Origin of the sequence: Rhizobium sp. SYY.PMSO (genome assembly GCF_046840415.1) — a bacterium.
In the GTDB taxonomy this organism is placed as follows: Bacteria; Pseudomonadota; Alphaproteobacteria; order Rhizobiales; family Rhizobiaceae; genus Rhizobium.
Map to the genome: position 1 here is coordinate 1,166,088 of NZ_CP177349.1, position 22,178 is coordinate 1,188,265.

19 protein-coding genes and 4 tRNA genes are annotated in these 22,178 nt (G+C 60.7%); 8 read left to right on the forward strand and 15 right to left on the reverse strand.

Going from position 1 to position 22,178, the window contains the following annotated elements:
- Window positions 1-15: 15 nt before the first annotated feature.
- The 3 genes from trmFO to ACJJVH_RS05655 all read right to left on the reverse strand — a co-directional run bounded on the left by trmFO (window position 16) and on the right by ACJJVH_RS05655 (window position 2,285).
- Window positions 16-1,458 carry a methylenetetrahydrofolate--tRNA-(uracil(54)-C(5))-methyltransferase (FADH(2)-oxidizing) TrmFO gene (gene trmFO, locus ACJJVH_RS05645; protein WP_113357946.1) on the reverse strand — a complete coding sequence of 481 codons (1,443 nt, stop codon included), beginning with the start codon at window positions 1,456-1,458 and terminating at the stop codon, window positions 16-18.
- A 232-nt stretch (window positions 1,459-1,690) separates the two neighbouring features.
- Window positions 1,691-1,834, reverse strand: a complete 144-nt coding sequence (locus ACJJVH_RS05650) for a DUF1127 domain-containing protein (RefSeq protein WP_015339701.1) — start codon at window positions 1,832-1,834, stop codon at window positions 1,691-1,693.
- Window positions 1,835-2,138: 304 nt separating this feature from the next.
- Window positions 2,139-2,285 (reverse strand): DUF1127 domain-containing protein, encoded by a 147-nt coding sequence (locus tag ACJJVH_RS05655; protein ID WP_015339702.1) that lies wholly within the window; start codon window positions 2,283-2,285, stop codon window positions 2,139-2,141.
- A gap of 887 nt (window positions 2,286-3,172) precedes the next feature.
- On the opposite strand from ACJJVH_RS05655, the gene ACJJVH_RS05660 reads away from it, so the two are divergent.
- From ACJJVH_RS05660 to tig, 4 genes are all read left to right on the forward strand, one after another.
- Window positions 3,173-4,312, forward strand: coding sequence for a DUF2157 domain-containing protein (locus ACJJVH_RS05660; protein ID WP_412064879.1), 1,140 nt, complete (start codon window positions 3,173-3,175; stop codon window positions 4,310-4,312).
- A gap of 5 nt (window positions 4,313-4,317) precedes the next feature.
- On the forward strand, window positions 4,318-4,926 hold the full coding sequence (locus ACJJVH_RS05665; protein ID WP_113503909.1) for a GDYXXLXY domain-containing protein: 609 nt from the start codon (window positions 4,318-4,320) through the stop codon (window positions 4,924-4,926).
- A 144-nt stretch (window positions 4,927-5,070) separates the two neighbouring features.
- Window positions 5,071-5,155 (forward strand) — tRNA-Leu (locus tag ACJJVH_RS05670).
- Between the two features lie 279 nt (window positions 5,156-5,434).
- Entirely contained in the window at window positions 5,435-6,922 is a 1,488-nt protein-coding gene (tig, locus tag ACJJVH_RS05675) for a trigger factor (protein WP_412064880.1), read from the forward strand.
- A gap of 101 nt (window positions 6,923-7,023) precedes the next feature.
- On the opposite strand, the gene ACJJVH_RS05680 is transcribed toward tig, so the two are convergent.
- The 7 genes from ACJJVH_RS05680 to phaC form a co-directional block, all read right to left on the reverse strand.
- The gene (locus ACJJVH_RS05680) at window positions 7,024-7,833 is read right to left on the reverse strand and encodes a phytanoyl-CoA dioxygenase (protein WP_412064881.1); all 810 of its coding nucleotides are present in this window, start codon (window positions 7,831-7,833) and stop codon (window positions 7,024-7,026) included.
- Window positions 7,834-8,053: 220 nt separating this feature from the next.
- Window positions 8,054-9,457, reverse strand: a complete 1,404-nt coding sequence (gene sthA, locus ACJJVH_RS05685; protein WP_112796416.1) for a Si-specific NAD(P)(+) transhydrogenase — start codon at window positions 9,455-9,457, stop codon at window positions 8,054-8,056.
- A gap of 108 nt (window positions 9,458-9,565) precedes the next feature.
- Window positions 9,566-10,162, reverse strand: a complete 597-nt coding sequence (locus ACJJVH_RS05690) for a dual specificity protein phosphatase family protein (protein WP_112796415.1) — start codon at window positions 10,160-10,162, stop codon at window positions 9,566-9,568.
- 262 nt (window positions 10,163-10,424) lie between these two features.
- Complete coding sequence (gene radC / locus ACJJVH_RS05695) at window positions 10,425-11,243, reverse strand: RadC family protein (protein ID WP_412065136.1); 819 nt, start codon at window positions 11,241-11,243, stop codon at window positions 10,425-10,427.
- A 42-nt stretch (window positions 11,244-11,285) separates the two neighbouring features.
- The gene (gene map, locus ACJJVH_RS05700) at window positions 11,286-12,122 is read right to left on the reverse strand and encodes a type I methionyl aminopeptidase (protein ID WP_113385112.1); all 837 of its coding nucleotides are present in this window, start codon (window positions 12,120-12,122) and stop codon (window positions 11,286-11,288) included.
- Between the two features lie 2 nt (window positions 12,123-12,124).
- Window positions 12,125-12,874, reverse strand: a complete 750-nt coding sequence (sfsA, locus tag ACJJVH_RS05705) for a DNA/RNA nuclease SfsA (RefSeq protein ID WP_412064882.1) — start codon at window positions 12,872-12,874, stop codon at window positions 12,125-12,127.
- Window positions 12,875-12,888: 14 nt separating this feature from the next.
- On the reverse strand, window positions 12,889-14,736 hold the full coding sequence (gene phaC, locus ACJJVH_RS05710) for a class I poly(R)-hydroxyalkanoic acid synthase (RefSeq protein ID WP_412064883.1): 1,848 nt from the start codon (window positions 14,734-14,736) through the stop codon (window positions 12,889-12,891).
- A 159-nt stretch (window positions 14,737-14,895) separates the two neighbouring features.
- Between phaC and ACJJVH_RS05715 the strand changes: the two genes are divergently transcribed.
- The 4 genes from ACJJVH_RS05715 to recJ all read left to right on the forward strand — a co-directional run bounded on the left by ACJJVH_RS05715 (window position 14,896) and on the right by recJ (window position 20,023).
- A complete protein-coding gene (locus tag ACJJVH_RS05715) occupies window positions 14,896-15,345 on the forward strand; it encodes a hypothetical protein (protein ID WP_112796316.1) in 450 nt (149 codons plus the stop codon).
- Window positions 15,346-15,566: 221 nt separating this feature from the next.
- Window positions 15,567-16,787: an LL-diaminopimelate aminotransferase gene (locus ACJJVH_RS05720; RefSeq protein WP_412064884.1), complete on the forward strand. Its 1,221-nt coding sequence runs from the start codon at window positions 15,567-15,569 to the stop codon at window positions 16,785-16,787.
- 57 nt (window positions 16,788-16,844) lie between these two features.
- Entirely contained in the window at window positions 16,845-18,164 is a 1,320-nt protein-coding gene (locus ACJJVH_RS05725; protein ID WP_112796313.1) for a homoserine dehydrogenase, read from the forward strand.
- Window positions 18,165-18,217: 53 nt separating this feature from the next.
- The gene (gene recJ / locus ACJJVH_RS05730) at window positions 18,218-20,023 is read left to right on the forward strand and encodes a single-stranded-DNA-specific exonuclease RecJ (RefSeq protein WP_412064885.1); all 1,806 of its coding nucleotides are present in this window, start codon (window positions 18,218-18,220) and stop codon (window positions 20,021-20,023) included.
- Between the two features lie 60 nt (window positions 20,024-20,083).
- Here recJ and ACJJVH_RS05735 read toward each other — a convergent pair.
- The 5 genes from ACJJVH_RS05735 to ACJJVH_RS05755 all read right to left on the reverse strand — a co-directional run bounded on the left by ACJJVH_RS05735 (window position 20,084) and on the right by ACJJVH_RS05755 (window position 22,135).
- A tRNA-Glu gene (locus tag ACJJVH_RS05735) sits at window positions 20,084-20,158 on the reverse strand.
- Window positions 20,159-20,288: 130 nt separating this feature from the next.
- Window positions 20,289-20,363, reverse strand: a tRNA-Glu gene (locus tag ACJJVH_RS05740).
- 84 nt (window positions 20,364-20,447) lie between these two features.
- Window positions 20,448-20,522: transfer RNA gene (locus tag ACJJVH_RS05745), tRNA-Glu, on the reverse strand.
- A 173-nt stretch (window positions 20,523-20,695) separates the two neighbouring features.
- A complete protein-coding gene (locus ACJJVH_RS05750) occupies window positions 20,696-21,490 on the reverse strand; it encodes a hypothetical protein (protein ID WP_412064886.1) in 795 nt (264 codons plus the stop codon).
- A 204-nt stretch (window positions 21,491-21,694) separates the two neighbouring features.
- Complete coding sequence (locus ACJJVH_RS05755; RefSeq protein WP_113424120.1) at window positions 21,695-22,135, reverse strand: VOC family protein; 441 nt, start codon at window positions 22,133-22,135, stop codon at window positions 21,695-21,697.
- Between the last annotated feature and the right edge of the window lie 43 nt (window positions 22,136-22,178).

Genomic DNA, 22,178 nt, shown 5'->3' on the forward strand with positions numbered 1-22,178 from the left:
CTAAAGCGCGAGGTTTCAGGCGCTTTCTGCTTCTGCGAACACCGGCGCCTGAACGCCCAGCCATCTTGCGCAGTCGCCAAGTGCACGCTTGGCGATGAGTTGGCGCTTCATGACGGTCTTGTCCTTGCCGCGGAAGCGTTTGACGCCCTCCGGCTTGACGATCGAACCCGGCTCCAGCTCGGGGAAAAGCCCGAAATTGATGTTCATCGGCTGGAAGGAGCGTTTGCCCGGCTCTTCGTCGGAGACGATATGGCCGCCGGTGATATGGTTCAGCAGCGAGCCGAGGGCGGTCGTCGCCGGCGGCAGCGACGGCGCTTCGCCCTTGCGCTCCGCAGCGGCAAAGCGGCCGGCGAGCAGCCCGATGCTGGCGCTTTCGACATAGCCCTCGCAGCCGGTGATCTGGCCGGCAAATCGCAGGCCGGGGCGGGATTTCAACACCAGCGAGCGGTCGAGCAGCGTCGGGGAGTTGATGTAGGTATTGCGGTGCAGGCCGCCGAGACGGGCAAATTCCGCATTCTCAAGGCCGGGAATCAGCCGGAAGATTTCCGCCTGCGCCCCATATTTCAACTTCGTCTGGAAGCCGACCATATTGTAGAGCGTGCCGAGCGCATTGTCCTGGCGCAGCTGTACGACGGCATAGGCCTTGACCGTGGGATTGTGGGCATTGGTGAGGCCCATCGGCTTCATCGGCCCGTGGCGAAGGGTCTCGCGCCCGCGCTCGGCCATGACCTCGATCGGCAGGCAGCCGTCGAAATAGGGTGTGCCTTCCCATTCCTTGAAGCCGACGGCATCGCCGGCGATCAGCGCATCGACAAAGGTGTTGTACCGGGCTTCGTCCATCGGGCAATTGATATAGTCCTTGCCGGTGCCGCCGGGACCGACCTTGTCGTAGCGGGACTGATACCAGCAGATGTCCATGTTGATGCTGTCGCGATAGACGATCGGCGCGATGGCGTCGAAGAAGGCAAGCGCATCCGCACCCGTCTCGGCCTGGATGGCGCCGGCAAGGCCGGGCGCCGTCAGCGGGCCGGTGGCGATGATCGCCTGGTCCCATTCTTTCGGCGGCAGGCCCTGGATCTCCTCGCGGACGACCGTAATCAGCGGGTGGCCATGCACTGCCTGCGTCACGGCTGCCGAAAAGCCGTCGCGGTCGACGGCAAGCGCGCCGCCGGCCGGCACCTGATGCTTGTCGGCGCAGGCCATGATGAGGGAGCCGGCCATGCGCATTTCGGCATGGATGACGCCGACGGCATTGCTGGTCGCGTCGTCCGAGCGGAACGAGTTGGAACACACCAGTTCGGCAAGATCGTCGGTCTTGTGCGCTTCCGTGCCGCGCACGCCGCGCATTTCGTGCAGGATGACGGGCACGCCGGCATTGGCAACCTGCCAAGCGGCCTCGGAGCCTGCGAGGCCGCCGCCGATGATGTGGATGGGGGAATGGGAGCTGGTCTGTGTCATGCGCGCGTCATTATCACGGCCGGGCCGGCGATCCAATGCTTTGCTAAAGCACGCCGCGCAAAAGTGTGCCGCCGTTTTGCGCTGCCGGCATGCGCAAGCTCGCGAACCGAAAGAACGCGGAGCGAAGCTGAAACTTCGTGACGCGCTTGACCCGCGGGATTTCAAAAAGGTGCCGGAATCAAAAACGGCGCCGTAAGGCGCCGTCTTGAAGCAGTCCGCAGTTCCTTGACGATTAACGGAAGGAACGGGCAGCGATGTTGCGGATCTCATAGCGGCTGACGCCGATGTCCGAAAGGGTCTGGCTGGAGAGGTTGCCAAGTTCGTTCAGGGTGCGGCGGTAGCTGATCCAGTTTTTTGCAATGCGAAGCGGGTTCATGATCTTGTCCTCGGTATCTTGGTTGCGGGCGGTACGATTACCGCCTCAGCGATTGCATTCTATATAGGCTCGAGGAGGCTGATTGTGCAGTGCAAATAAAAGGCGTCTGCTATGCATTTGTGCAATATGACGCCCAAAAAGCCGCCATTGCTCAAAATTTATATGCTCTGCAAATGGCGAATGGCTCGGCATAGGTCGACTTATGCTGCACCTGCTCAATGAGCAGACAAAAAAGAACGCCCGCCGCGGAGATCCGCAACGGGCGTTGAGAAGGCTTTCGCTGTTGGCGAAGCCTATCCGGCGATCAGCGGCCGGTGGCTTCGCGGGCGACGCGATGAATGTCGGCGCGGTCGATGCCGAGGTCGTGCAGTTCACGCGAGCTCATGCGGCCGAGTTCGTTAACGGTCTGACGGTACTTGCGCCAGTTGTTGAAAGAGCGGGTCAGGTTCATTGTCAGTCCCTTTCGAGGATTTGGAGATCGTGCGGCCCCGTGATTGGTTCCGTCCTTGATCTGATGCTTCTGAATATATGCTGCGCTGCAAGAACTAAAAGTGCCAAAGCATCATGTCACCTATGCATGCTCTGCAAATCTTATAGGCTATTTGCCCAAGAAGGTGGCTGCTTTGTGTGCATATCGCGGCTGAACGTCGATTGGCGGCGGAGGTGGATTTCGGAAATGCCCGGAGATACGGGAGGTGATGCGACCGCCGCCGGTTTTTCGCCATGCTTTCGTCGATCCCGCTGCCGGGAACCGGAATTTTATCGCCGGCGCGGGCTGGTCGCCGGCGCGACGGAACGTACCGCACGGGCTGCCGAATTTGCTGCGGCATCATCGATAGCGGTTTTGCGACAGAAAGGCTGACGCGGATATTCAAACGGTTTAATCGGGAAAAAAATAACGCCCACCGCGGGAGGAGGATGCGGTGGGCGTCATTTGTATTGATCGACGACTTGGGAGGAGGAGTGTCGTCAATCGATCGGAGCGCATTGGGAGGAGGAGTATGCGGCTCCGAATATCGTGTCGGGATTTTCATCCCCAGGCAGGCTCCGATTTGCATCGGCCCGGCGCGCCATCGCCGTGTTTGTTGTCCTATGAATAGTATGATTTTTTAAATTTGTGCAGCGCAATAATTTCATGGTAGACATGAACTGAACGCATGGCTCTTATTGGTATCGCTATACCGGTCGCCATTATGCCGAATGATCACTTAATTCTGTATTAATGCGGGACAGGTTCGCACTGGGGCGAAGCGGTGGCCGAACGCGGGGCTCGCATCGCTTGTCCACCGATTTGTGCTAATCCTGTCGGCAAGCGGAATCGCAGCGAAGGGGCCGGATATGTACAGAGGCAGGCTGGAACGGGATCTGAAAATCTGGACCGACAAGGGCCTGGTCGACGCAACGACGGCAAAGGCCATCCTCCTCGAATATGACGGCCGCCAGACGAGTTTCAGCGCCGGTCGCGTGTTGACCATCATAGCCGCCGTCCTCCTCGGCCTGGCCATCCTGCTTTTCGTTTCCGCGAACTGGCAGGCGATACCCAGAATAGTGCGGCTTCTCGGTCTCGTTGCGATGATATGGGCCTTCTATCTCGGGGCGGCATCCATGCTGGCGCGCGGACGCTCCGTCCTTGCATCCGGGCTTTTGATCCTCGGCACCTTGAGTTTCGGCGGCGCCATGGCGCTCGTCGGCCAGATGTACAATCTGTCCGGCGACGAGCTCAGAATGATGATCGTGTGGTTCGCGGCCGCCGTCATCGCGGCTGCATTGTTTCGCTCCGCGACCCAGGTCGGGCTTGCCGGCTTCCTGGCCTGGGCGTTCTGCGGCGTCTACCTCTGGGGTCATTTCGATCAATGGTACGGCATCATGCCTTGGATGCCGCCGCTGATGGCCGTGATTCTGATTGCGCTTGTTCGCTATGCCGATGCGCCGGCTGCGCGGCATCTGGCCTACCTGATGCTGGTTGGCTGGCTGACATGGCTTTTCGGCCAGCATGAGGGATTGAATACGGCTATCCTGTTTGCTGCTCTCGGGATGGTGGTTTTCCTCGCCGTCAGCATACCCGCTTCGCCGCTGGCGTCTTTTGCGCAAGCGGCCGGCGCGGCCCCGGCCTTCTACGCATTTCTGATCGCATCGATCGGCTTCTTTTTGATTCATGCCGAGATCAGCAACGGTTCCTTTGAAAACAACGTTTGGGTCGAGGACAAGCTGCCGCTCGTCATCATAGCTGCGGCGGCGCTGGGCGGCTCGGTGATCGCTATCGCCCTGGGTGGCCGCGACAACGGCGCGGTGCGCTATCTCGCCTATTTCGTTTTCGCCTGCGAAATTCTCTATCTTGCCAGCGAAACGATCGGCTCGATCATCGGCACGGCCGGCTTCTTCCTCGTTGCGGGCTTGCTCGTGGCGATTGCGGCCTGGTTGGTCATCCAGCTGGAACGGCGTTTCTCCGACAATGGAGGGCAGGGGACACGGGCATGACGGATATGGTTGAAAAGAATGTCGTCGTTGGCGGGTCCCGCCGCGTATGGATCGCCGCCATCGCCGTGGCAGCCCTGCAGACCGCCGTCCTCGGCTATATGGTCGGCGAGCGTGCCTGGGGGCTGCGAAGCGGTGTCGAGGTTACGCTGAAAGCCGCGCCTGTCGATCCGCGCGATCTCCTGCGTGGCGACTACGTCACCTTGAATTATGACATCTCACGGGTTCCGGTCTCGACCTTGGCCGGTGGCCCGCCGAAAGAGAGCCTGTACGGCCAGGTTCTGTCGGTGCGCCTCGGCAAGCAGGACGACGGCTATTGGGGTGTCGTCGAATCGTCTTTTGGGACGCTCGGGCCGAAACCCGGCACGGTCATATTGAAGAGCCTGCCGTTCGACTATGTTTCCTACGGCGATCCCGCTGATGCAGCGCAGGCGGTGATGGCCGTGAATTACGGCATAGAGCGCTACTACGTGCCCGAGGGCCAGGGGCACGATATCGAAAGCGCACGCAACGACAATCGTGTCGCTATTGCCGCGCGGGTGTCTTCGGACGGTGCCGCCCATATCAGAAGCCTGCTTCTCGACGGCAAATCCGTCTACGAGGAGCCGCTCTATTGACGATATCCGCACGAAGACGCCGATAAGCTTTGGGAGCAGTCGCGGAACCGTCATTTTTCCTTTGCGTGGTTTGAAACGGGTGATATAGAGACGCCGCGCTCCGGAAGGCCCCATGGGCAGGCATCGCCATGCGGTTTTGGGAACGCGGGTATGGTGAAATTGGTAGACACGCCAGATTTAGGTTCTGGTGCCGCAAGGCGTGGGAGTTCAAGTCTCTCTACCCGCACCAACACTGTCTTGTGGACGGGGGGAGGCTGATCAAGCCTGTCTTCCAACATGCCGCAGGACGCGCATCTTGCCCAAAGCATCCCGCTTTCGAACAGGAAGTGGATCAGATGTTTTGGCTCGTGACGGGATTAGGGCTGCCTCTTGCGCGTTCGTTCGAAGGCGCGGCGCTCTGGCAAGGTGAAAGAGAATTGCATCCAAGCCACGCTCGGGATTTTCCGGCGTCGTGCTCATCGAAACGAACGGCTGTCTGGGCACGGCCGCCATGAATGAAGGTAGGACAATGCAGGTTATCGAAACGCTCGCTGAAGGGCTGAAGCGCGAAATCAAGGTGGTCATCCCGGCCAAGGACATGGAAGTGCGCATGAACGAGCGCCTGGCCGAGGTCAAGGACAAGGTCCGCATCAACGGCTTCCGCCCTGGCAAGGTTCCGGTCTCGCACCTGAAGAAGGTCTACGGCAAGTCGATCATGGCCGATCTGGTCAACGAGATCGTTCGCGACCAGCCGCCGGCAATCCTGACCGAGCGCGGCGAAAAGTCGGCAACCCAGCCTGAAATCGCCATGACCGAAGATCAGGACGAGGCGGAAAAGATCCTCTCCGCCCAGGCCGATTTCGAATTCACCCTGTCCTACGAAGTCATCCCGGCTATCGAACTGAAGCCGGTCAACGGCATCAAGGTCACGCGCGAAGTCGCTGAAATCGGCGAAGACGAAGTCAACGAGCAGATCCTCAAGATCGCCGAGAGCGCCCGCAGCTACGAAACCAAGAAGGGCAAGGCCGCGAACGGCGACCGCGTCATCATCGATTACCTCGGCAAGGTCGACGGCGTTGCCTTCGACGGCGGCAAGGACGAAGACGCACAGCTCGTTCTCGGCTCCAACCGCTTCATCCCGGGCTTCGAAGAGCAGCTCGTCGGCCTCAAGGCTGGCGACGAGAAGGTCATCACCGTAACCTTCCCGGCGGACTACCCGGCCAAGAACCTTGCCGGCAAGGAAGCCACCTTCGACATCAACGTCAAGGAAGTCGCAGCGCCCGGCGAAGTCGAAATCAACGACGAACTCGCTTCCAAGCTCGGCATCGAATCCGCCGACCGCCTGAAGGAGATCGTTCGCGGCCAGATCGAAAGCCAGTACGGCTCGGTCACCCGCCAGAAGGTCAAGCGCCAGATCCTCGATCAGCTCGATGAGATGTACCAGTTCGACACCCCGCAGAAGCTTGTCGAAGCTGAATTCGCCAGCATCTGGCGCCAGATCGAAGCCGATCTCGGCGAATCGGGCAAGACCTTCGAAGACGAAGACACCACCGAAGAAAAGGCTCGCGAAGAATACCGCAAGCTTGCCGAACGTCGCGTTCGCCTCGGTCTCGTTCTCTCCGAAATCGGCGAAAAGGCCGGCGTCGAAGTCAGCGAAGACGAACTGCAGCGTGCACTCTACGCTCAGCTCCAGCAGTTCCCGGGCCAGGAAAAGGAAATCCTGGAATTCTTCCGCAAGACGCCGGGCGCTTCCGCTAACCTGCGCGCCCCGATCTTCGAAGAAAAGGTCATCGACCATCTGCTGACCGAAGTCGACGTTACGGATAAGACCGTTTCCAAGGAAGCGCTGCTCGCCGACGACGAAGAAGAAGACAAGCCGGCTGCCAAGAAGGCTGCTCCGAAGAAGAAGGCTGCCAAGGCCGAAGCAACGGAAGCTGCCGCCGAAGTCGAAGAAGCCGCAGCTCCGAAGAAGAAGGCCGCTCCGAAGAAGAAGGCTGCTGAAGACAGCGCCGAATAATCGGTTTTTCTTCCGGACTGAAATGAAGCCCTGCCGTTCGCGGCGGGGCTTTTTTGTTTCAGGCAGCTCGAACCGACCGAGATATCATCGTTCGATGCCGATCACTCCTTGCCCAACGCGCGCCGGATGGCGATTTCGACGGGACAATAAGCGTTGTCCGGTCTGTCCAATTGATAGGGTTCGGCAAGGCCGATCGAAGGTTGGGCAATGAAGCGCGGGGAGACGCCCCGATGTTTCTGTGCCGCATGGATGAGGAAGGGATGGCAGATGTATACCGTGCCGGCCTCACCCGTTGCCAGAGCCTCTGGACAATCGGCGGCGACCCCTTCCAACATCATGTGTGAGCAGCCTCTGTTGCCAGCGGGTGCAAGATAGCGCGCCATCTCCTGGTGAGAGCCGACACGAATGCGGGTCGGCGCATCGTTTTCGCCGACATCGGAAAAGAGGAACAAGGTAAGCAGGGCCCTGCCTCGTGAGGTGACGTTTACCCGCCATGCAGAGAAGTCGTTCTGCTCGTTGTGGTCACCGTCTTCACCGGGGAAGCTCAGGTCGACATGCCACCCCGCATCGCCTGGATCGTCTGGATGTGGGAAGCGCACGGGAAAGGTCCCGAGACCGTCGCGTGGCAGCCATCGCCTCCGCCCGACCAGCTGGTCGAAGGCGCTATGCAAAATAGGCATGTTGGCGATGGTACGGAATGGTTCTCCCCCATAACCGGCCAGCCTGACGACCGGAAATCTCCAGCTTGCGGGATCGTGTTCGCTGCATGGAAGATCGCGCCACATGATGGCGCGCGCCTGCGCGGCGTGATCAGATGAAAACGCATGCTCAATGCGCACAAAACCACGTTCGATGAATTCGTCCAGCTGTGCGCTGGAAAGCGCAGCCGGGTACTGTTTCTTGGAGGGCATAAAATCTCTCTCAATCATGACGCCGTATTCGCCCCTATATGGGATACGGCCGTTCCGTCATGAACCGACGCGCGGCCTTGCAGCCGCTGAGGCGGTCCCATCTTCATTGGCTGATCGCCGCCGGATCAGCGGCTTATGAAGAAGACCGAAGCGATGTTGAGAATGCTCATCATGCCGACAGAGTAGTAAGCCCTGCCGGCATCGTCAATATTGCCCGAATCTAAAGCTCCGACTTGATGTCGCCCATGCGGTTCCAGGCGTCGAGACCGGCGATCTTGTAGGCTTCGGCGAGCGTCGGATAGTTGAAGGTGTTCTCGACGAAATATTCGACGGTGCCCTTGAGATTGAGCACGGCCTGGCCGATATGCACGAGCTCGGTGGCGCCTTCGCCGACGATGTGGACGCCGAGGAGGCGGCGGGTCTTCAGCGAGAAGATCATCTTCAGCAGGCCGGTGTCGAGGCCCATGATGTGGCCGCGCGAGGTCTCGCGGAAGCGGGCGATACCACATTCGTAGGGTATATGCCGTTCCTTGACCTCTTCTTCGGAAAGGCCGCAGGTCGAAATCTCCGGCACCGCATAGATGCCGTAGGGGAAGTATTTCGGCGGCTCCTTGGCAATCGCGCCGACGGCGACGCGGGCGGCGATGCGGCCCTGTTCCATCGAGGTGGAGGCAAGGCTGGGGAAGCCGACGACATCGCCTGCCGCAAAGATATGCGGGACCTTTGTAGCGAACGTCTCCGGATTGACGCTGAGGCGGCCGCGCGCGTCGGCTTCAAGGCCGGCAGCAGGGAGATTGAGCGTATCCGTCGCACCCATGCGGCCGGCGGCGAAGAGAACCATATCAGTGGTGATGCGGCGGCCATTGTCGAGCGTCAGTTCGACCTTGCCGTTCTGCCGTTCCACTTTCTCGGCCTTTTGGCCGAGCAGCAGCTTCATGTTGCGGTCCCGCAGCTGATAGATGAAATCCTCGACGATTTCCTTATCGATGAAATCGAGCATCGTGGATTTGGGATCGATCAGCGTCACCTGCGTATCGAGTGCGCTGAAGATGGTCGCATATTCGATGCCGATGACGCCGGCGCCGATGACCACCATGGAGCGTGGCAGATTTTCGATATCGAGCAGTTCGTCGCTGTCGAGAACCGTCTTGTTGTCGAAGGGCATATAATCCGGGCGGAACGGCTTGGTGCCGACGGCAAGAAGGATGCTCGCCGCCTTGACGTTGACGACTTCGCCATCGTCCTTGACGACCTGCATGGTCTGCGGATCGACGAAGCTCGCCTTGCCCCGGATATGCTGGACGCGGTTGCGGGCAAACTGATGCTCGAGAACCTCTACTTCGTGGTCCAGGGTAATCAGCAGGCGACGCCGCAAATCCTCTGCGCTGATCTCCTGCTTGACGCGGTAGGCGCGGCCATAGAAGCCGCGCTCGCGCCAGCCGGAAAGGTTGAGCGCGGTTTCGCGCAGCGTCTTGGAGGGAATGGTGCCGGTGTGGACCGAGACGCCGCCAACGCGCTTGCCTTGCTCGATCACGAGCACCTTCTTGCCGAGTTTGGCAGCTTGTATAGCGCCTCTGCGGCCGGCAGGGCCGCTACCCACGACTAGGAGATCGAATTGGTCCATCGGGAAGCCTCGGATGACTGAATAGGGAATCAATGTCGCAATGCAACATGCTCCGTCAACCGGTAGCTGCTCAATGTTACAGATTATCTAACGGGAAGGGCCTGCAGCTCAGGAGGCCGAGAAGCCAAGCCAGAGTTCCAGCTTCTCGAACGTCCTGTCCATGGCATAGGCGCGGGTGAAGGACAGCGGCAAGTGGCCGTAATAGATCGACATCTGGTTCTCAGCCGTCGTCTCGTTCGCCTTGGCAATGGCTGCAAGGTAAAGCGCGGAGGCAAGTCCGGTGCGGTCCGCACCCGCCTGGCAGTGAATGAGGATTGGTTTCGGCGCATCCCGCATGATCTCGACGAGCTGTTCCGCCTGTTCCTGGGTGAGTTCGCGGCCGGAAGACATGCGGAAATCGATGTGATTGATGTTGAGTTCCTTCGCCTCGGCGATTTCCTTGTCGTACCAGTGACGGCCGCTGTTGTCGCCTCGCAGGTTGATGATGGTCTTGATGCCATACTGCTTCTGGAAGGCTGCTATGGTGGCGGCTGATGGCTGCGACGAGCGATAAAGCTCACCTGCGATGACCGGATGAAAATTCGTGGTCCAGAGCATGTGAGCGTAGAAGCCGCCGGCGATTGCGGCGAGAGCGCCCAGAGCGATCAGCGCTCCACGGCCGATACTGCGAAGACGATGGGCGAACGTCGGCGATATCTTCAGCATGCGAGCTCCACGCTGGCCGACCGCTCAGGCGGATTGGCCAAATCAAAACAACGGCTTCCGCTGGCGGACCTGCCGACTGGAAACGGCGATCCTTCTGCCAGATCATTCTGACGCTGAACTGAAAGCGGAAAGCGGAGCCCGACGGGCGCGCGTTTGTGAGCTGCTTGGAAAGCTTAAGAACAGGAAAAAGTTGGATAGCTGTTTTAATTCAAAATGATGTAGATGATTTTTAAAAGGGAGGATTATCGCATGCGCGACAATTTCAGATCAATCGCAATGCGCGGAAGCTGACGTGGCCGTTCTTGCCGATGATAACATGATCGTGAACAGTGATGCCCAAAGGCTTGGCGGTGTCGATGATCGTCTTCGTCATGTCGATATCGGCGCGAGACGGGGTCGGATCCCCCGACGGGTGGTTATGGACGAGAATCACCGCCGAGGCTGACAGTTCCAGTGCGCGCTTGACGACTTCGCGCGGATAGACCGGCGTATGATCCACCGTACCGAAGCCCTGCACTTCATCCGCGATCAAGGCATTGCGCTTGTCGAGAAACAGCAGGCGGAACTGCTCTCGCGCTTCGTGCGCCATGGCGGCATGACAGTAGTCGATAAGCGCTTTCCAGGAGGAGAGCACCGGCTTGCCCGTCAACTCGCTCTTCAGCATGCGCTGCGCGACGCTGGCGATCAGCTTGAGGTCGAGCGCGACCGCATCGCCGACGCCGGCGACTTCGGTCAACAGGCTTACGGGTGCGCCGAACACGCCGCCGAGCGAGCCGAAGCGGGCAAGCAATGCCTTGGCGATCGGCTTCGTGTCGCGGCGCGGAATGAGCCGGAAAAGCAGGAGTTCGAGAATTTCATAGTCGGCCAGCGCGGCATCGCCGCCGTCGCGGTAGCGATTGCGCAAACGTTCGCGATGACCATGATAATGCGCTTCGGCATTCGTGGGCGCGGTTCCGGCCGCTGGCGCGGATTTGTTGACCTGAGCGGCAGGCCTGGCAGCCTGGGGTGCGAAGAAGAGGCGTTCGTCGAGGAGTGGAGCTTCTTCCAAAGCCTCCGTCTTCCCGCCTCCATCGAGGGGCATGTCGCCATGTCCGTTGGAAGAAGCGGAACGTTTCGCCATGAATTATGCCTGCAGCGGCGGCAGGCCGGGGCGGTCGAGGCCGCCGGGCGACAGGGTGAAGATTTCGCAGCCTGTCGCGGTGACGCCGACCGTATGCTCGTACTGCGCCGAGAGCGAACGGTCGCGGGTAACGGCGGTCCAGCCGTCGCCGAGCACCTTCACATGCGGCTTGCCGAGATTGATCATCGGCTCGATGGTGAAGATCATGCCTTCGCGCAGCTCCGGGCCTTCGTTTACGCGGCCGTAGTGCAGGATATTCGGCGAGTCGTGGAACAGGCTGCCGACGCCGTGGCCGCAGAAGTCGCGCACGACCGAGCAGCGTTCGCCTTCGGCATAGGTCTGGATCGCCTCGCCGATCGCGCCGGTGCGGGCGCCGGGGCGCACGGCGGCGATGCCGCGCATCAGCGATTCATAGGTGACTTCCAGAAGCCGCTCGGCCGACCGCTTGATTTCACCGACCGGGTACATGCGGCTGGAATCGCCGTGCCAGCCGTCGAGCACGTAGGTCACGTCGATATTGACGATATCGCCTTCGCGCAACGGCTTGTCATTGGGGATGCCGTGGCAGACGACGTGATTGATCGAGGTACAGGAGGATTTCATGTAGCCGCGATAGTTCAGCGTCGCCGGATAGGCGCCGTGATCCATACCGAATTCGAAGACGAAGCGGTCGATGTCATCGGTCGGCACGCCCGGCTTGACGAGTGCGGCCAGTTCGTCGAGGCAGCGGGCGGTCAGCTGGCACGCCTTGCGCATTCCGACAAAGGCGTCCTCGCCGTAGATGCGGATAGCGCCCGTGTTTTTCGCCGGCGCGGTTGCCGCTTCGATGTAATTCACCATGACTAGCCTTCAGCAGAAATCTTTATGCTCGTATGTAATGCAGCTATGCCGGGTTCGTCTATCGGGATCAACCCGGCAGGCGCTATTTCCGTCGGTGAAACCCTGCATTTCAGCGCATAGACTTCGACGCCGCGACCCAGGGCCCGGTCAAAGGCTCTGGCGTAGACCGGATCGAGATCGCCGCAAATCCGAAAGCGATTGCAATCGTCGCGCTGGATCACGAACAGCATCACGGCGCGATGGCCGGCTTCAGCCATATCGCCGAGTTCTTCGAGATGCTTAGCGCCCCGAGCGGTTGCCGTATCGGGAAACTCCGCGAGGCCCGGTTGCCGCATGAAATGGACGTTTTTCACCTCGACATAGGTGGTTGTCCGCAATGGGTCGGTCAAGAGCAGGTCGATGCGCGAGTTGCGACCGTAATTCTGCTCCCGCTTGACCGTCGTGTAGTCGCCGAGATCGGAGATCTGCCCAAGGGCGATCGCTTCCGACGCGATACGGTTCGGCATGGCGGTGTTGACGCCAACGGTCGTATCATCGGCTTCGATCATCTCGAAGACATGGCGGTATTTTCGCTTCGCACCCTCATGCTCGGAAAGCCAGATGCGCGAACCCGGTGTCGTCAGCCCGAGCATCGAACCGGTATTCGGACAGGAGCCGGTAATGAGCGTTCCGTCCTCCAGTTCGGCATCGAAAAGGAAGCGCTTGTAGCGCGCGATCAGGCGGGCGGGGACGAGGGGCGTCGGGAAGAGCATGGCGTTGCGGTCGTCTATGCCCGTTCCATGACGAAGCTGCCCGGCGCCTCTTCAAGCGCGTTGAGGGCCTTGCCGCCGGGTTGGCGGGCTGCGGTCATGCGGTGATCTTGCGCCAAAATCCAGGCGTGCCAATGCGGCCACCACGAGCCGGGCGTCTCGTGCGCCTGCGCCAGCCAGCTTTCATAATCGCCTTCCGTCGGGCCGCCGGTCCAGAACTGGTATTTGCGCTTGTCCGGCGGGTTGACCACGCCTGCAATGTGGCCGGAGCCCGTCACCACGAATTCTACAGGCCCGCCGAAATACCGGCTGCCGATGAAGACGGATTTGGCCGGCGCGATATGATCCTCGCGCGTCGCCAGATTGTAGACCGGAATACGCACATCCTTCAGTGACAAAGTCTTGCCGTCGAGCACCATCTTGCCTTGGCTCAACGCATTGTTGAGATAGCAGTTGCGCAGGTAGAAGGAGTGGTTGGCGGCCGCCATGCGCGTGGAATCGGCGTTCCAGAACAGAAGGTCGAAGGGCAGGGGTTCCTGTCCCTTCAGATAGTTGTTGACGAAATAGGGCCAGATCAGTTCCGAAGCGCGCAGCATGTTGAAGGCCGTCGCCATCTTCGAGCCCTCGAGGTAGCCGATGGTATTCATCTGCTCTTCGAGCGATGCGATCTGCTCCTCGTCGACGAAAACCTTGAGGTCGCCGGCGAAGGTGAAATCGACCTGCGTCGTCAGGAAGGTCACGGTGCGGATGCGCTTGTTCTTTTCCTTGGCGTGGAGCGCAAGCGTGGCCGCCAGCAGCGTGCCGCCGACGCAATATCCCACAGCGTTGACTTCCTGCTCACCCGTGGCCTTTTCGACCGTCTCCAGAGCGAAGTCGATGCCTTCGCGCGCATAGGAGGTCCAGTCTTTCGTCGCATGGCGATGATCGGGGTTTACCCAGGAAATGACGAAGACGGTGTGACCTTGCTCCACACACCATTTAATGAAGGATTTCTGCGGGTTGAGATCGAGAATGTAGAACTTGTTGATCCACGGCGGGCAGATCAGCAAGGGGCGCTTCAGCACCTTGTCCGTCGCCGGCTCATACTGGATCACCTGGCAGACATCGCTTTGCGCGATCACCTTGCCGGGTGTCAGCGCCATGTCGCGGCCGACGGCGAATTTTGTCATATCGGTCTGCCGCAGGCGCAGTTCGCCCTGACCGAAGCTGATATCCTCCGCCAGCATCTTCATGCCGCGCACCAGGTTTTCGCCATTCGAGGCGATGGTTTCGCGATAGACCTGCGGGTTCGTCGCGATGAAGTTGGTCGGCGAAAAGGCGGCGGTGATCTGCTTGGTATAGAACACCGCCTTGTGACGCGTATGCTCGTCCAGACCGTCCGCTTCGCCGACCAGCTTTTCCGCCCAGCCGGCCGTCAGAAGATAGGTCTGTTTGAGAAAGTCGAAGAAGGGGTTCTTCTGCCAGTCCTCATCGGCGAAGCGTTTGTCCTTGACCGGCTCCGCCTCGGCCTCGCCCGGCGAATCACCGCCGAGGCGCTGCATCGTCTTCGTCCACAGGCTGAAATAGCCCGCTAAAAGCTGTGTCTGCGCTTCCAGGGTACGTCGAGGATCGGAAAGCCAGTATTCGCCGACCTTGGAGAGCGTCTTGACCATGTCGGTGAAAGGGTCGGCGACCGTGTCGATCTTCTCGCCGCGCTCGCGCGGAGCAAGCCAGGCTGAGGCCGCCTTGCCGAGATTTTCAAGCGCGCGGGCAAAGTTGACGGCCATCGCCTCGGGGTCCCGGACGATGTAAGGCTCGACCGACTTTGGGTCGAAGCCGGCAAAGCCGCCATTACCTTCACTATTATCCCGCTTGCTGTCGGTCACGCATCATCCTCCCGGCGGCAGCTATGTCTTGTTTTCTATTTGTACATCCTGCGGGAAAAGGAATACAAGTCGAATGAAACGCAACCCTGCTCTTGCTTTGCTGCTGCGACAAATTTAACAGTCGCAACCCACAGCAAGGAACAGCGCAGGAAGACAATTATGGGCAGCGGCATGGTAGCAAGACTGAACCGGTATTCCGTACTCTGCGGTGCAATGTGCGGGATTCTCGCGTTGACGCTCGCGGGCTGCTCCACGCCTGAGGAAAAGGCGGCCTACGCCAAGCGCAAACAGTCGCCGCAGGCGGTGATCGTAAAGCCTGCGAAGGGCAGCCAGATCGAGGAAACCAGCACGCAGCAGCATTACAAGGACGGTTATCCTTCCTTCAACGCGCCGCCGACGGCTGCAAACGTGCAGATCAACGATCAGCAGGCCGGCGACATGGTCAAGCAGCTGACGGCGCTTGGATCGCAGCGCAAGTCAGGTGCGATCTCGGAGGCCGAATATCAGAAGCGCGTCGCCGAGATGCGCAAGCTGGCAGCCGATCACGGCCAGGATACGCTGCAGGAAATCCAGCAGCAGGGTGCCCAGCCGGCCCCGGCGCAGAATTAGCCTTGCGTTTCAGGCGATTTGGACGCAAAGCGTTCGGATAGCCGAATTTGGATGTGTCTGGCCGGCGAATTGCACTTTGCATGCATGGCCGCCCAAGATTCACCTAATCTTTCGAGTCAACATGGCTGCGGCGCCGCGAGTCCCAAGTTCGTATCGCGGCTGGCCGGGAGATCAACGAACTTCAGTGCGGTTTTGAGGGCCGCTGTCCCATGGGGAAAGAAATGGAAGAGTTTCATAAAGTCCGGCGTTTGCCGCCCTACGTTTTCGAACAGGTCAATCGTTTGAAAGCGAGCGCGCGAGCGGGCGGGGCGGACATTATCGACCTCGGCATGGGCAACCCCGATCTTCCGACCCCCAAGGCGATCGTCGACAAGCTGTGCGAAGTGGTTCAGGACCCGCGCACGCATCGCTATTCCTCCTCCAAGGGCATTCCGGGCCTGCGCCGCGCCCAAGCCGCCTATTACGCACGCCGTTTCGGCGTGAAGCTCAACCCGGATACGCAGGTGGTCGCCACCCTCGGCTCCAAGGAAGGCTTCGCCAACATGGCGCAGGCGATCACCGCGCCCGGCGACGTCATCCTCTGCCCGAACCCGACCTATCCGATCCATGCCTTCGGCTTCCTGATGGCCGGCGGCGTCATCCGCTCGATGTCGGTCGAGCCGGACGACAGCTTCTTCCCGCCGCTGGAGCGGGCGGTGCGCCATTCGATTCCGAAGCCGCTGGCGCTGATCCTGAACTATCCGTCGAACCCGACGGCCTACGTTGCGACGCTGGATTTCTACAAGGAAGTCATCGCCTTCGCCAAAAAGCACGACATCATCGTGCTTTCGGATCTGGCCTATTCGGAAATCTACTTCGACGACGCGCCGCCACCGTCGGTACTGGAAGTTCCGGGTGCGATGGACGTGACGGTCGAGTTCACCTCGATGTCGAAGACCTTCTCCATGCCCGGATGGCGCATGGGCTTTGCCGTCGGCAACGAGCGGCTGATCGCAGCCTTGACGCGCGTGAAGTCCTATCTCGATTACGGCGCCTTCACGCCGATCCAGGTGGCCGCGACGCATGCGCTGAACGGCGACGGTTCCGACATCGCCGAAGTGCGCAATATCTACAAGCGCCGCCGCGACGTTCTGGTCGACAGCTTCGGCAAGGCCGGCTTCGAGGTGCCGCCGCCGGCCGCGACGATGTTCGCCTGGGCGAAGATCCCGGAAAAGTTCCGTCATCTGGGTTCGCTGGAGTTTTCCAAGCTTCTGGTCGAGAAAGCCGACATCGCCGTCGCTCCCGGCATCGGCTTCGGAGAGCAGGGTGACGACTACGTCCGCATTGCGCTTGTCGAAAACGAGCATCGCATCCGCCAGGCCGCGCGCAATCTGAAGCGCTTCCTCTCGACCGCGGAAGAGACGATGCACAATGTCATTTCGCTGAACGCTCACCGTTCATAACGTCGCGCGGCAGCCGCCGTCGCGGCTGCCGTCCCCAATACTGATCAGGAATTTTCCATGGCAGATGCCCTCAAAATCGGCATTGCGGGCTTGGGCACCGTTGGTGCCTCGCTCGTCCGCATTATCCAGAGCCGCGCTAACGAGCTTGCCGTTACCTGCGGTCGTCCCGTCAAGATCGTCGCCGTCACCGCGCGCGATCGCACGCGGGATCGCGGCATCGATCTGACAGGCATCGAATGGTTCGGCGGCCCGGTCGATCTGGCGCAGAAGGCCGATATCGACGTTTTCGTCGAGTTGATCGGCGGCTCCGAGGGTGCTGCCAACGCTGCCGTGCGCGCGGCTCTAGCTCGCGGCCTGCATGTCGTCACCGCCAACAAGGCGCTGCTTGCCTATCACGGTGTCGAACTGGCGCAGATCGCCGAAGAGAAGGGCGTGCTGCTGAATTTTGAAGCAGCCGTCGCGGGAGGCATTCCGGTCATCAAGGCGCTGCGCGAATCCCTGACCGGCAATACGATCTCGCGCGTCTATGGCATCATGAACGGCACCTGCAACTACATCCTGACCCGGATGGAGAAGGAGGGCCTGTCCTTCGCCGATTGCCTGAAGGAAGCGCAACGGCTCGGTTACGCCGAAGCCGATCCGGCTTTCGACATCGAGGGCAACGATACCGCGCACAAGCTCGCCATTCTGACGACGCTTGCCTTCGGCAACCGCATTGCGGCCGACGACATCTATCTCGAGGGCATCACCAACGTCTCCATCGAGGATATCCGCGCTGCGGCCGATCTCGGCTACCGCATCAAGTTGCTCGGCGTTGCCCAGCGCACCGAGACCGGCATCGAGCAGCGCGTGCACCCGACGATGGTGCCGCTCGATTCGGTCATTGCCCAGGTCGATGGCGTCACCAATGCCGTTGCTATCGAATCCGACATTCTCGGTGAACTGCTGATGGTCGGCCCGGGTGCCGGCGGCAATGCAACGGCCTCGTCCGTACTCGGCGATATTGCCGATATCGCCAAGAGCCGCCCGGGCGAGCAGCGCGTGCCGGTGCTCGGTCATCCGGCCAAGGCGCTCGAGCCCTATCGCAAGGCGCAGATGCAGAGCCACGAAGGCGGCTATTTCATCCGCCTGACGGTGCTCGATCGCACAGGCGTCTTCGCAAGCGTCGCGACCCGCATGGCGGAAAACCATATTTCGCTCGAATCGATCGTCCAGCGCTCGAAGCAGCACCTGGCACCTTCCGATCACCAGACGATCATCCTCGTCACCCACGCGACCACAGAGGATTCGGTGCGCAGGGCGGTTGCCTCCATCAAGAACGAGGGCTATCTCGTCGGCGAACCGCAGGTCATCCGCATCGAGCGGCCGAAAGAGTAATCTGACAGCGGCGGCGTATCTCGCAGAGACGCCGCCCGCAAATTCCGGGAGAGATGGTGGAGCAACCGGTCGATCCAGTTCAGCGGGCGTTTCTGGGCGTCGAGCGCTCGGTTTCCGGCAATCGCTGGGTGTCCCGGCTGGATCAGGCCGGCCAGAACAGGGCGCTCGCCATTGCGCAGACGCACGGCCTGCCGGAGCTGATTGCCCGCGTGCTTGCCGGGCGAGGCGTCGGGCAGGACGAGGCCATGGCCTTCCTCGATCCGACCATCCGCGGCCTGATGCCGGATCCGCATCTGCTGACCGATTGCGAAAAGGCTGCCCGGCGCCTCCTGCAGGCGATCAGGAAGGGCGAGACGGTTGCGATTTTCGGCGATTACGACGTCGACGGAGCGGCCTCCTCGGCGCTGCTTTATCGCTTCCTGACGCATTTCGGCGTTCCCGCCAGCATCTACATTCCCGATCGCATCTTCGAAGGCTATGGCCCCAATCCCACCGCCATCGGCCAGCTCATCGACAACGGCGCGACCTTGATCGTGACGGTCGATTGCGGCTCGACCAGCTTCGAGTCGCTGGAAGTGGCGAAGGCGCGCAATATCGACGTCGTCGTCATCGACCACCATCAGGTGGCGCAAGAGCTGCCGCCATGCCTTGCGCTGGTCAATCCGAATCGTGAGGACGATCTCTCGGGGCAGGGGCATCTCTGCGCCGCGGGCGTCGTCTTCATGGTTCTGGTTGCGGCCCTACGGATGCTGCGCGAGGCCGGAGATTCCCGCGTGCGGTCCATCGACCTGCTTGCCTGGCTCGACATCGTCGCGCTGGCAACCGTCTGCGATGTCGTGCCGCTGAAGGGCTTGAACCGCGCCTATGTCGTCAAGGGGCTGATTGCGGCGCGCCATCAGGGCAATCCCGGGCTTGCGGCGCTGTTTCGCAAGGCGGGCCTCGGCGGTCCGGTCACGCCCTATCATTTCGGTTTCCTGATCGGCCCGCGCATCAATGCCGGCGGCCGCATCGGCGATGCCGCGCTCGGCGCGCGCCTGCTGACGCTGGAGGATGCAGGCGAGGCCGAAACGATCGCCGCGAAGCTGGACGAACTCAACCGTGAAAGGCAGGCCATGGAGGCCGCCATGCTGCAGGAGGCGGAAGCCGAAGCGCTGGCGGAGTACGGCAATGGCGATGGCGCTTCCGTCATCGTCACCGCGCGGGAGAGCTGGCATCCGGGAATCGTCGGCCTGATAGCCTCGCGCCTCAAGGACAAGTTCCGCCGGCCGGCCTTCGCCATTGCCTTCGATCCAACGGGAAAAGGCACCGGCTCCGGTCGTTCCATCAATGGTTTCGACATGGGGCGCATGGTTCGTGCGGCCGTCGATGCCGGTCTGCTGGTCAAGGGCGGCGGTCATGCCATGGCGGCCGGCTTGACGGTGGAACGAGGTAATCTCGGGAAGCTGCGCGCATTCTTCACGGAAAAAGCGGAAAAGCAGGTGCCTGGTCTGGTCGCCAACGAGACGCTGAAGATCGACGGGGCACTCGGCGCGAGCGGCGCGACTGTCGAGCTCATCGACAGGCTCGAGACGGCTGGTCCCTATGGTTCGGGCCATCCGCAGCCCGTCTTTGCTCTACCAAGCCACAGGTTGCGCGATTCGCGCCTTGTCGGCCAGTCGCATATCAAGATCACTCTGGAGGCGCAGGATGGCGGCCGGGTGGATGGCATCGCCTTCCGCGCGGCGGAGACGCCGCTGGGCGAGCTGCTAATGTCCTCCCGTGGCGCGCAACTCCATGTCGCCGGCACGCTCGGCGCTGATCATTGGCAGGGAAACAGGCGCGTGCAGCTTCGCGTCACGGACGCGGCGAAGGCTCTCTGAAAACCTGTAGGATGCTTTGCTTTTGCAAAGCGAAATCAATGATATCGAGGGGAGAGGCAGTGGCACGCCCTAGGGGAGTCGAACCCCTCTTTACAGAATGAAAATCTGTCGTCCTAACCGATAGACGAAGGGCGCGTGCTGTGGCGCCCTTATAGTCAGCACCTTTCATTCCCGCAAGCGGAAAATCGAGGAAAATCCCAGAAAAATCCATGACTAGACGAAGATTTTTCGAGGCGATTGTGGAAAACCTCAAGTCATCGCGATCTGGTACGCCCTAGGGGAGTCGAACCCCTCTTTACAGAATGAGAATCTGTCGTCCTAACCGATAGACGAAGGGCGCATGCCGCACGACCTAGATAGGAATAACCTATTATATCCGCAAGCGGTAGCACAATGAATTCACGAAGCGGGAGAGAGACAACAGTGGCACGCCCTAGGGGAGTCGAACCCCTCTTTACAGAATGAAAATCTGTCGTCCTAACCGATAGACGAAGGGCGCGTTCAGCTGTTGTGTGGCGCGCTTATAGCGGGGTGATTTCATTCCCGCAAGCGGCAATTTTACTTTTTTGTAGAAAAAATGACAGACGGACCAAACTGCCGCCGGTCGTGAATAAGTGAGCCTTAACAGGCTCTTGCCGGCGACACCGAAGATTTCCCGCAAACGCGGGCTGTTTAGCGGCTGCCTGTGCCCTGCACGGGCTGCACCAGCAGCTTGCCGTTCTGAGGCTGGTTCTTCGATGCGACGAACTGCGCCAGGATCGCCGCCTGTCTGCCGTTCAGTTCACGGACGTTCGGGTTCGGTGAGGTTGTGACACCCGAAGGCACTGCCTGGGCGATCGGCTGGCTCGAATTGGCTGCCGGCGTGGCTGCGTTGCGGATGACGGGTGGCGGCAGAACGTCGGCCGAGGTTCGGCCGTTCGGCACAGCGGCGGCATCCGTCGCCTGCGGCGCCATGGCCTGCATGGCGGCCGGCGGCGCGCTGTAGACGCTGCGCATCATCGGCGTGATCGCCTGGCTGCCGTCGGGCTGGTTCCTGGCCAGCGTCCCGTCCGGATTGACGGCGATAGGCGGCGGAGCGGCAAAGATACTGCTTCTGTTCGCGTTGACGGCGGTCGGCTGCGTCACCAGGCCGGCTATGCCGGTCTGTCCATCTGCGGGAGCTGCCGCGGGGCCTGGATAGAGCGCCTGATTCTGCTGGGCGACGATTTGCTGGCGGCTGCCGTTGACGCTGTGCACCAACGGGTCGCGATAGGCGCCATCGGTTTTGCGCCGTCGGGCGTCGGCCTTGCTGTTCATGTCGGCGGCCAGTTGTTCGGCGGCTGTCGGCTGTGCGGCGGGAGCGGCTTGCGATGTTTCTTCCGGCTGTTTGGCCGTGGTCGCGCAGCCCGCGATCATCACAAATGCGCCGATGGCGGCAATAATGCTTGCGAGCTTCTTCCCGCCGTATAAAATCTGTTGGTCGCACATGGGACGTTCCCTGCAAAAAGGTCTGCATCGGAACGGCCTCCTGCGAGGGACGACGATACCGCGCGCGCCGACTGGAAACGGAAACTGCGCGATATCCGATGCATGATGCTTCGAGTCGTCCAAGCATGCCGGAGGACAGGCATGGGCGGCAAGCGCGAAACGGATCGCTCCGCGCGTGCCGTAAGCCTCGCGAAAGCTTGCGCCTTACCAGGAGCCGGTATTAGGCATCGAGGCCCAGGGCTCGGCGGACGGAAGATTGGCGCCCTTCTGCAGGATTTCGATGGAAATTCCGTCCGGAGAGCGCACGAAAGCCATATGACCGTCGCGCGGCGGGCGATTGATGGTGATGCCGTTGTCCATCAGATGCCGGCAGGTCGCATAGATGTCGTCGACTTCATAGGCGAGGTGGCCGAAATTGCGTCCTCCGGTGTATTCCTCCGGGTCCCAGTTGTAGGTCAGTTCCAGGCTGGGCGCGCCATTGCTGCGGGATGATTCTGCATCCTCTTCGGCTGCAAGGAAAACGAGCGTGAAGCGACCTTTCTCGTTTTCGTAGCGGCGGGTTTCAGTAAGGCCGAACAAAGTGCTATAAAAATGCAACGAGGCGTCGAGATCAGTGACACGAACCATCGTATGGAGATAACGCATTCTATTTCCTCTCTTAAAGTTGAGCGCGCCGGATCTTCGAACG

Coding starts and splice junctions, on each gene's coding strand:
- ACJJVH_RS05715 (WP_112796316.1), top strand. CDS start 14,896: ATGGGCAGCGGCATGGTAGCAAGACTGAACCGGTATTCCGTACTCTGC.
- ACJJVH_RS05690 (WP_112796415.1), bottom strand. CDS start 10,162: ATGCTGAAGATATCGCCGACGTTCGCCCATCGTCTTCGCAGTATCGGC.
- ACJJVH_RS05655 (WP_015339702.1), bottom strand. CDS start 2,285: ATGAACCTGACCCGCTCTTTCAACAACTGGCGCAAGTACCGTCAGACC.
- ACJJVH_RS05755 (WP_113424120.1), bottom strand. CDS start 22,135: ATGCGTTATCTCCATACGATGGTTCGTGTCACTGATCTCGACGCCTCG.
- map (WP_113385112.1), bottom strand. CDS start 12,122: ATGGTGAATTACATCGAAGCGGCAACCGCGCCGGCGAAAAACACGGGC.
- ACJJVH_RS05680 (WP_412064881.1), bottom strand. CDS start 7,833: ATGCCCTCCAAGAAACAGTACCCGGCTGCGCTTTCCAGCGCACAGCTG.
- recJ (WP_412064885.1), top strand. CDS start 18,218: ATGGTGGAGCAACCGGTCGATCCAGTTCAGCGGGCGTTTCTGGGCGTC.
- sthA (WP_112796416.1), bottom strand. CDS start 9,457: ATGGACCAATTCGATCTCCTAGTCGTGGGTAGCGGCCCTGCCGGCCGC.
- ACJJVH_RS05750 (WP_412064886.1), bottom strand. CDS start 21,490: ATGTGCGACCAACAGATTTTATACGGCGGGAAGAAGCTCGCAAGCATT.
- radC (WP_412065136.1), bottom strand. CDS start 11,243: ATGCCCCTCGATGGAGGCGGGAAGACGGAGGCTTTGGAAGAAGCTCCA.
- trmFO (WP_113357946.1), bottom strand. CDS start 1,458: ATGACACAGACCAGCTCCCATTCCCCCATCCACATCATCGGCGGCGGC.
- ACJJVH_RS05660 (WP_412064879.1), top strand. CDS start 3,173: ATGTACAGAGGCAGGCTGGAACGGGATCTGAAAATCTGGACCGACAAG.
- tig (WP_412064880.1), top strand. CDS start 5,435: ATGCAGGTTATCGAAACGCTCGCTGAAGGGCTGAAGCGCGAAATCAAG.
- ACJJVH_RS05720 (WP_412064884.1), top strand. CDS start 15,567: ATGGAAGAGTTTCATAAAGTCCGGCGTTTGCCGCCCTACGTTTTCGAA.
- ACJJVH_RS05650 (WP_015339701.1), bottom strand. CDS start 1,834: ATGAACCCGCTTCGCATTGCAAAAAACTGGATCAGCTACCGCCGCACC.
- ACJJVH_RS05665 (WP_113503909.1), top strand. CDS start 4,318: ATGGTTGAAAAGAATGTCGTCGTTGGCGGGTCCCGCCGCGTATGGATC.
- sfsA (WP_412064882.1), bottom strand. CDS start 12,874: ATGCTCTTCCCGACGCCCCTCGTCCCCGCCCGCCTGATCGCGCGCTAC.
- ACJJVH_RS05725 (WP_112796313.1), top strand. CDS start 16,845: ATGGCAGATGCCCTCAAAATCGGCATTGCGGGCTTGGGCACCGTTGGT.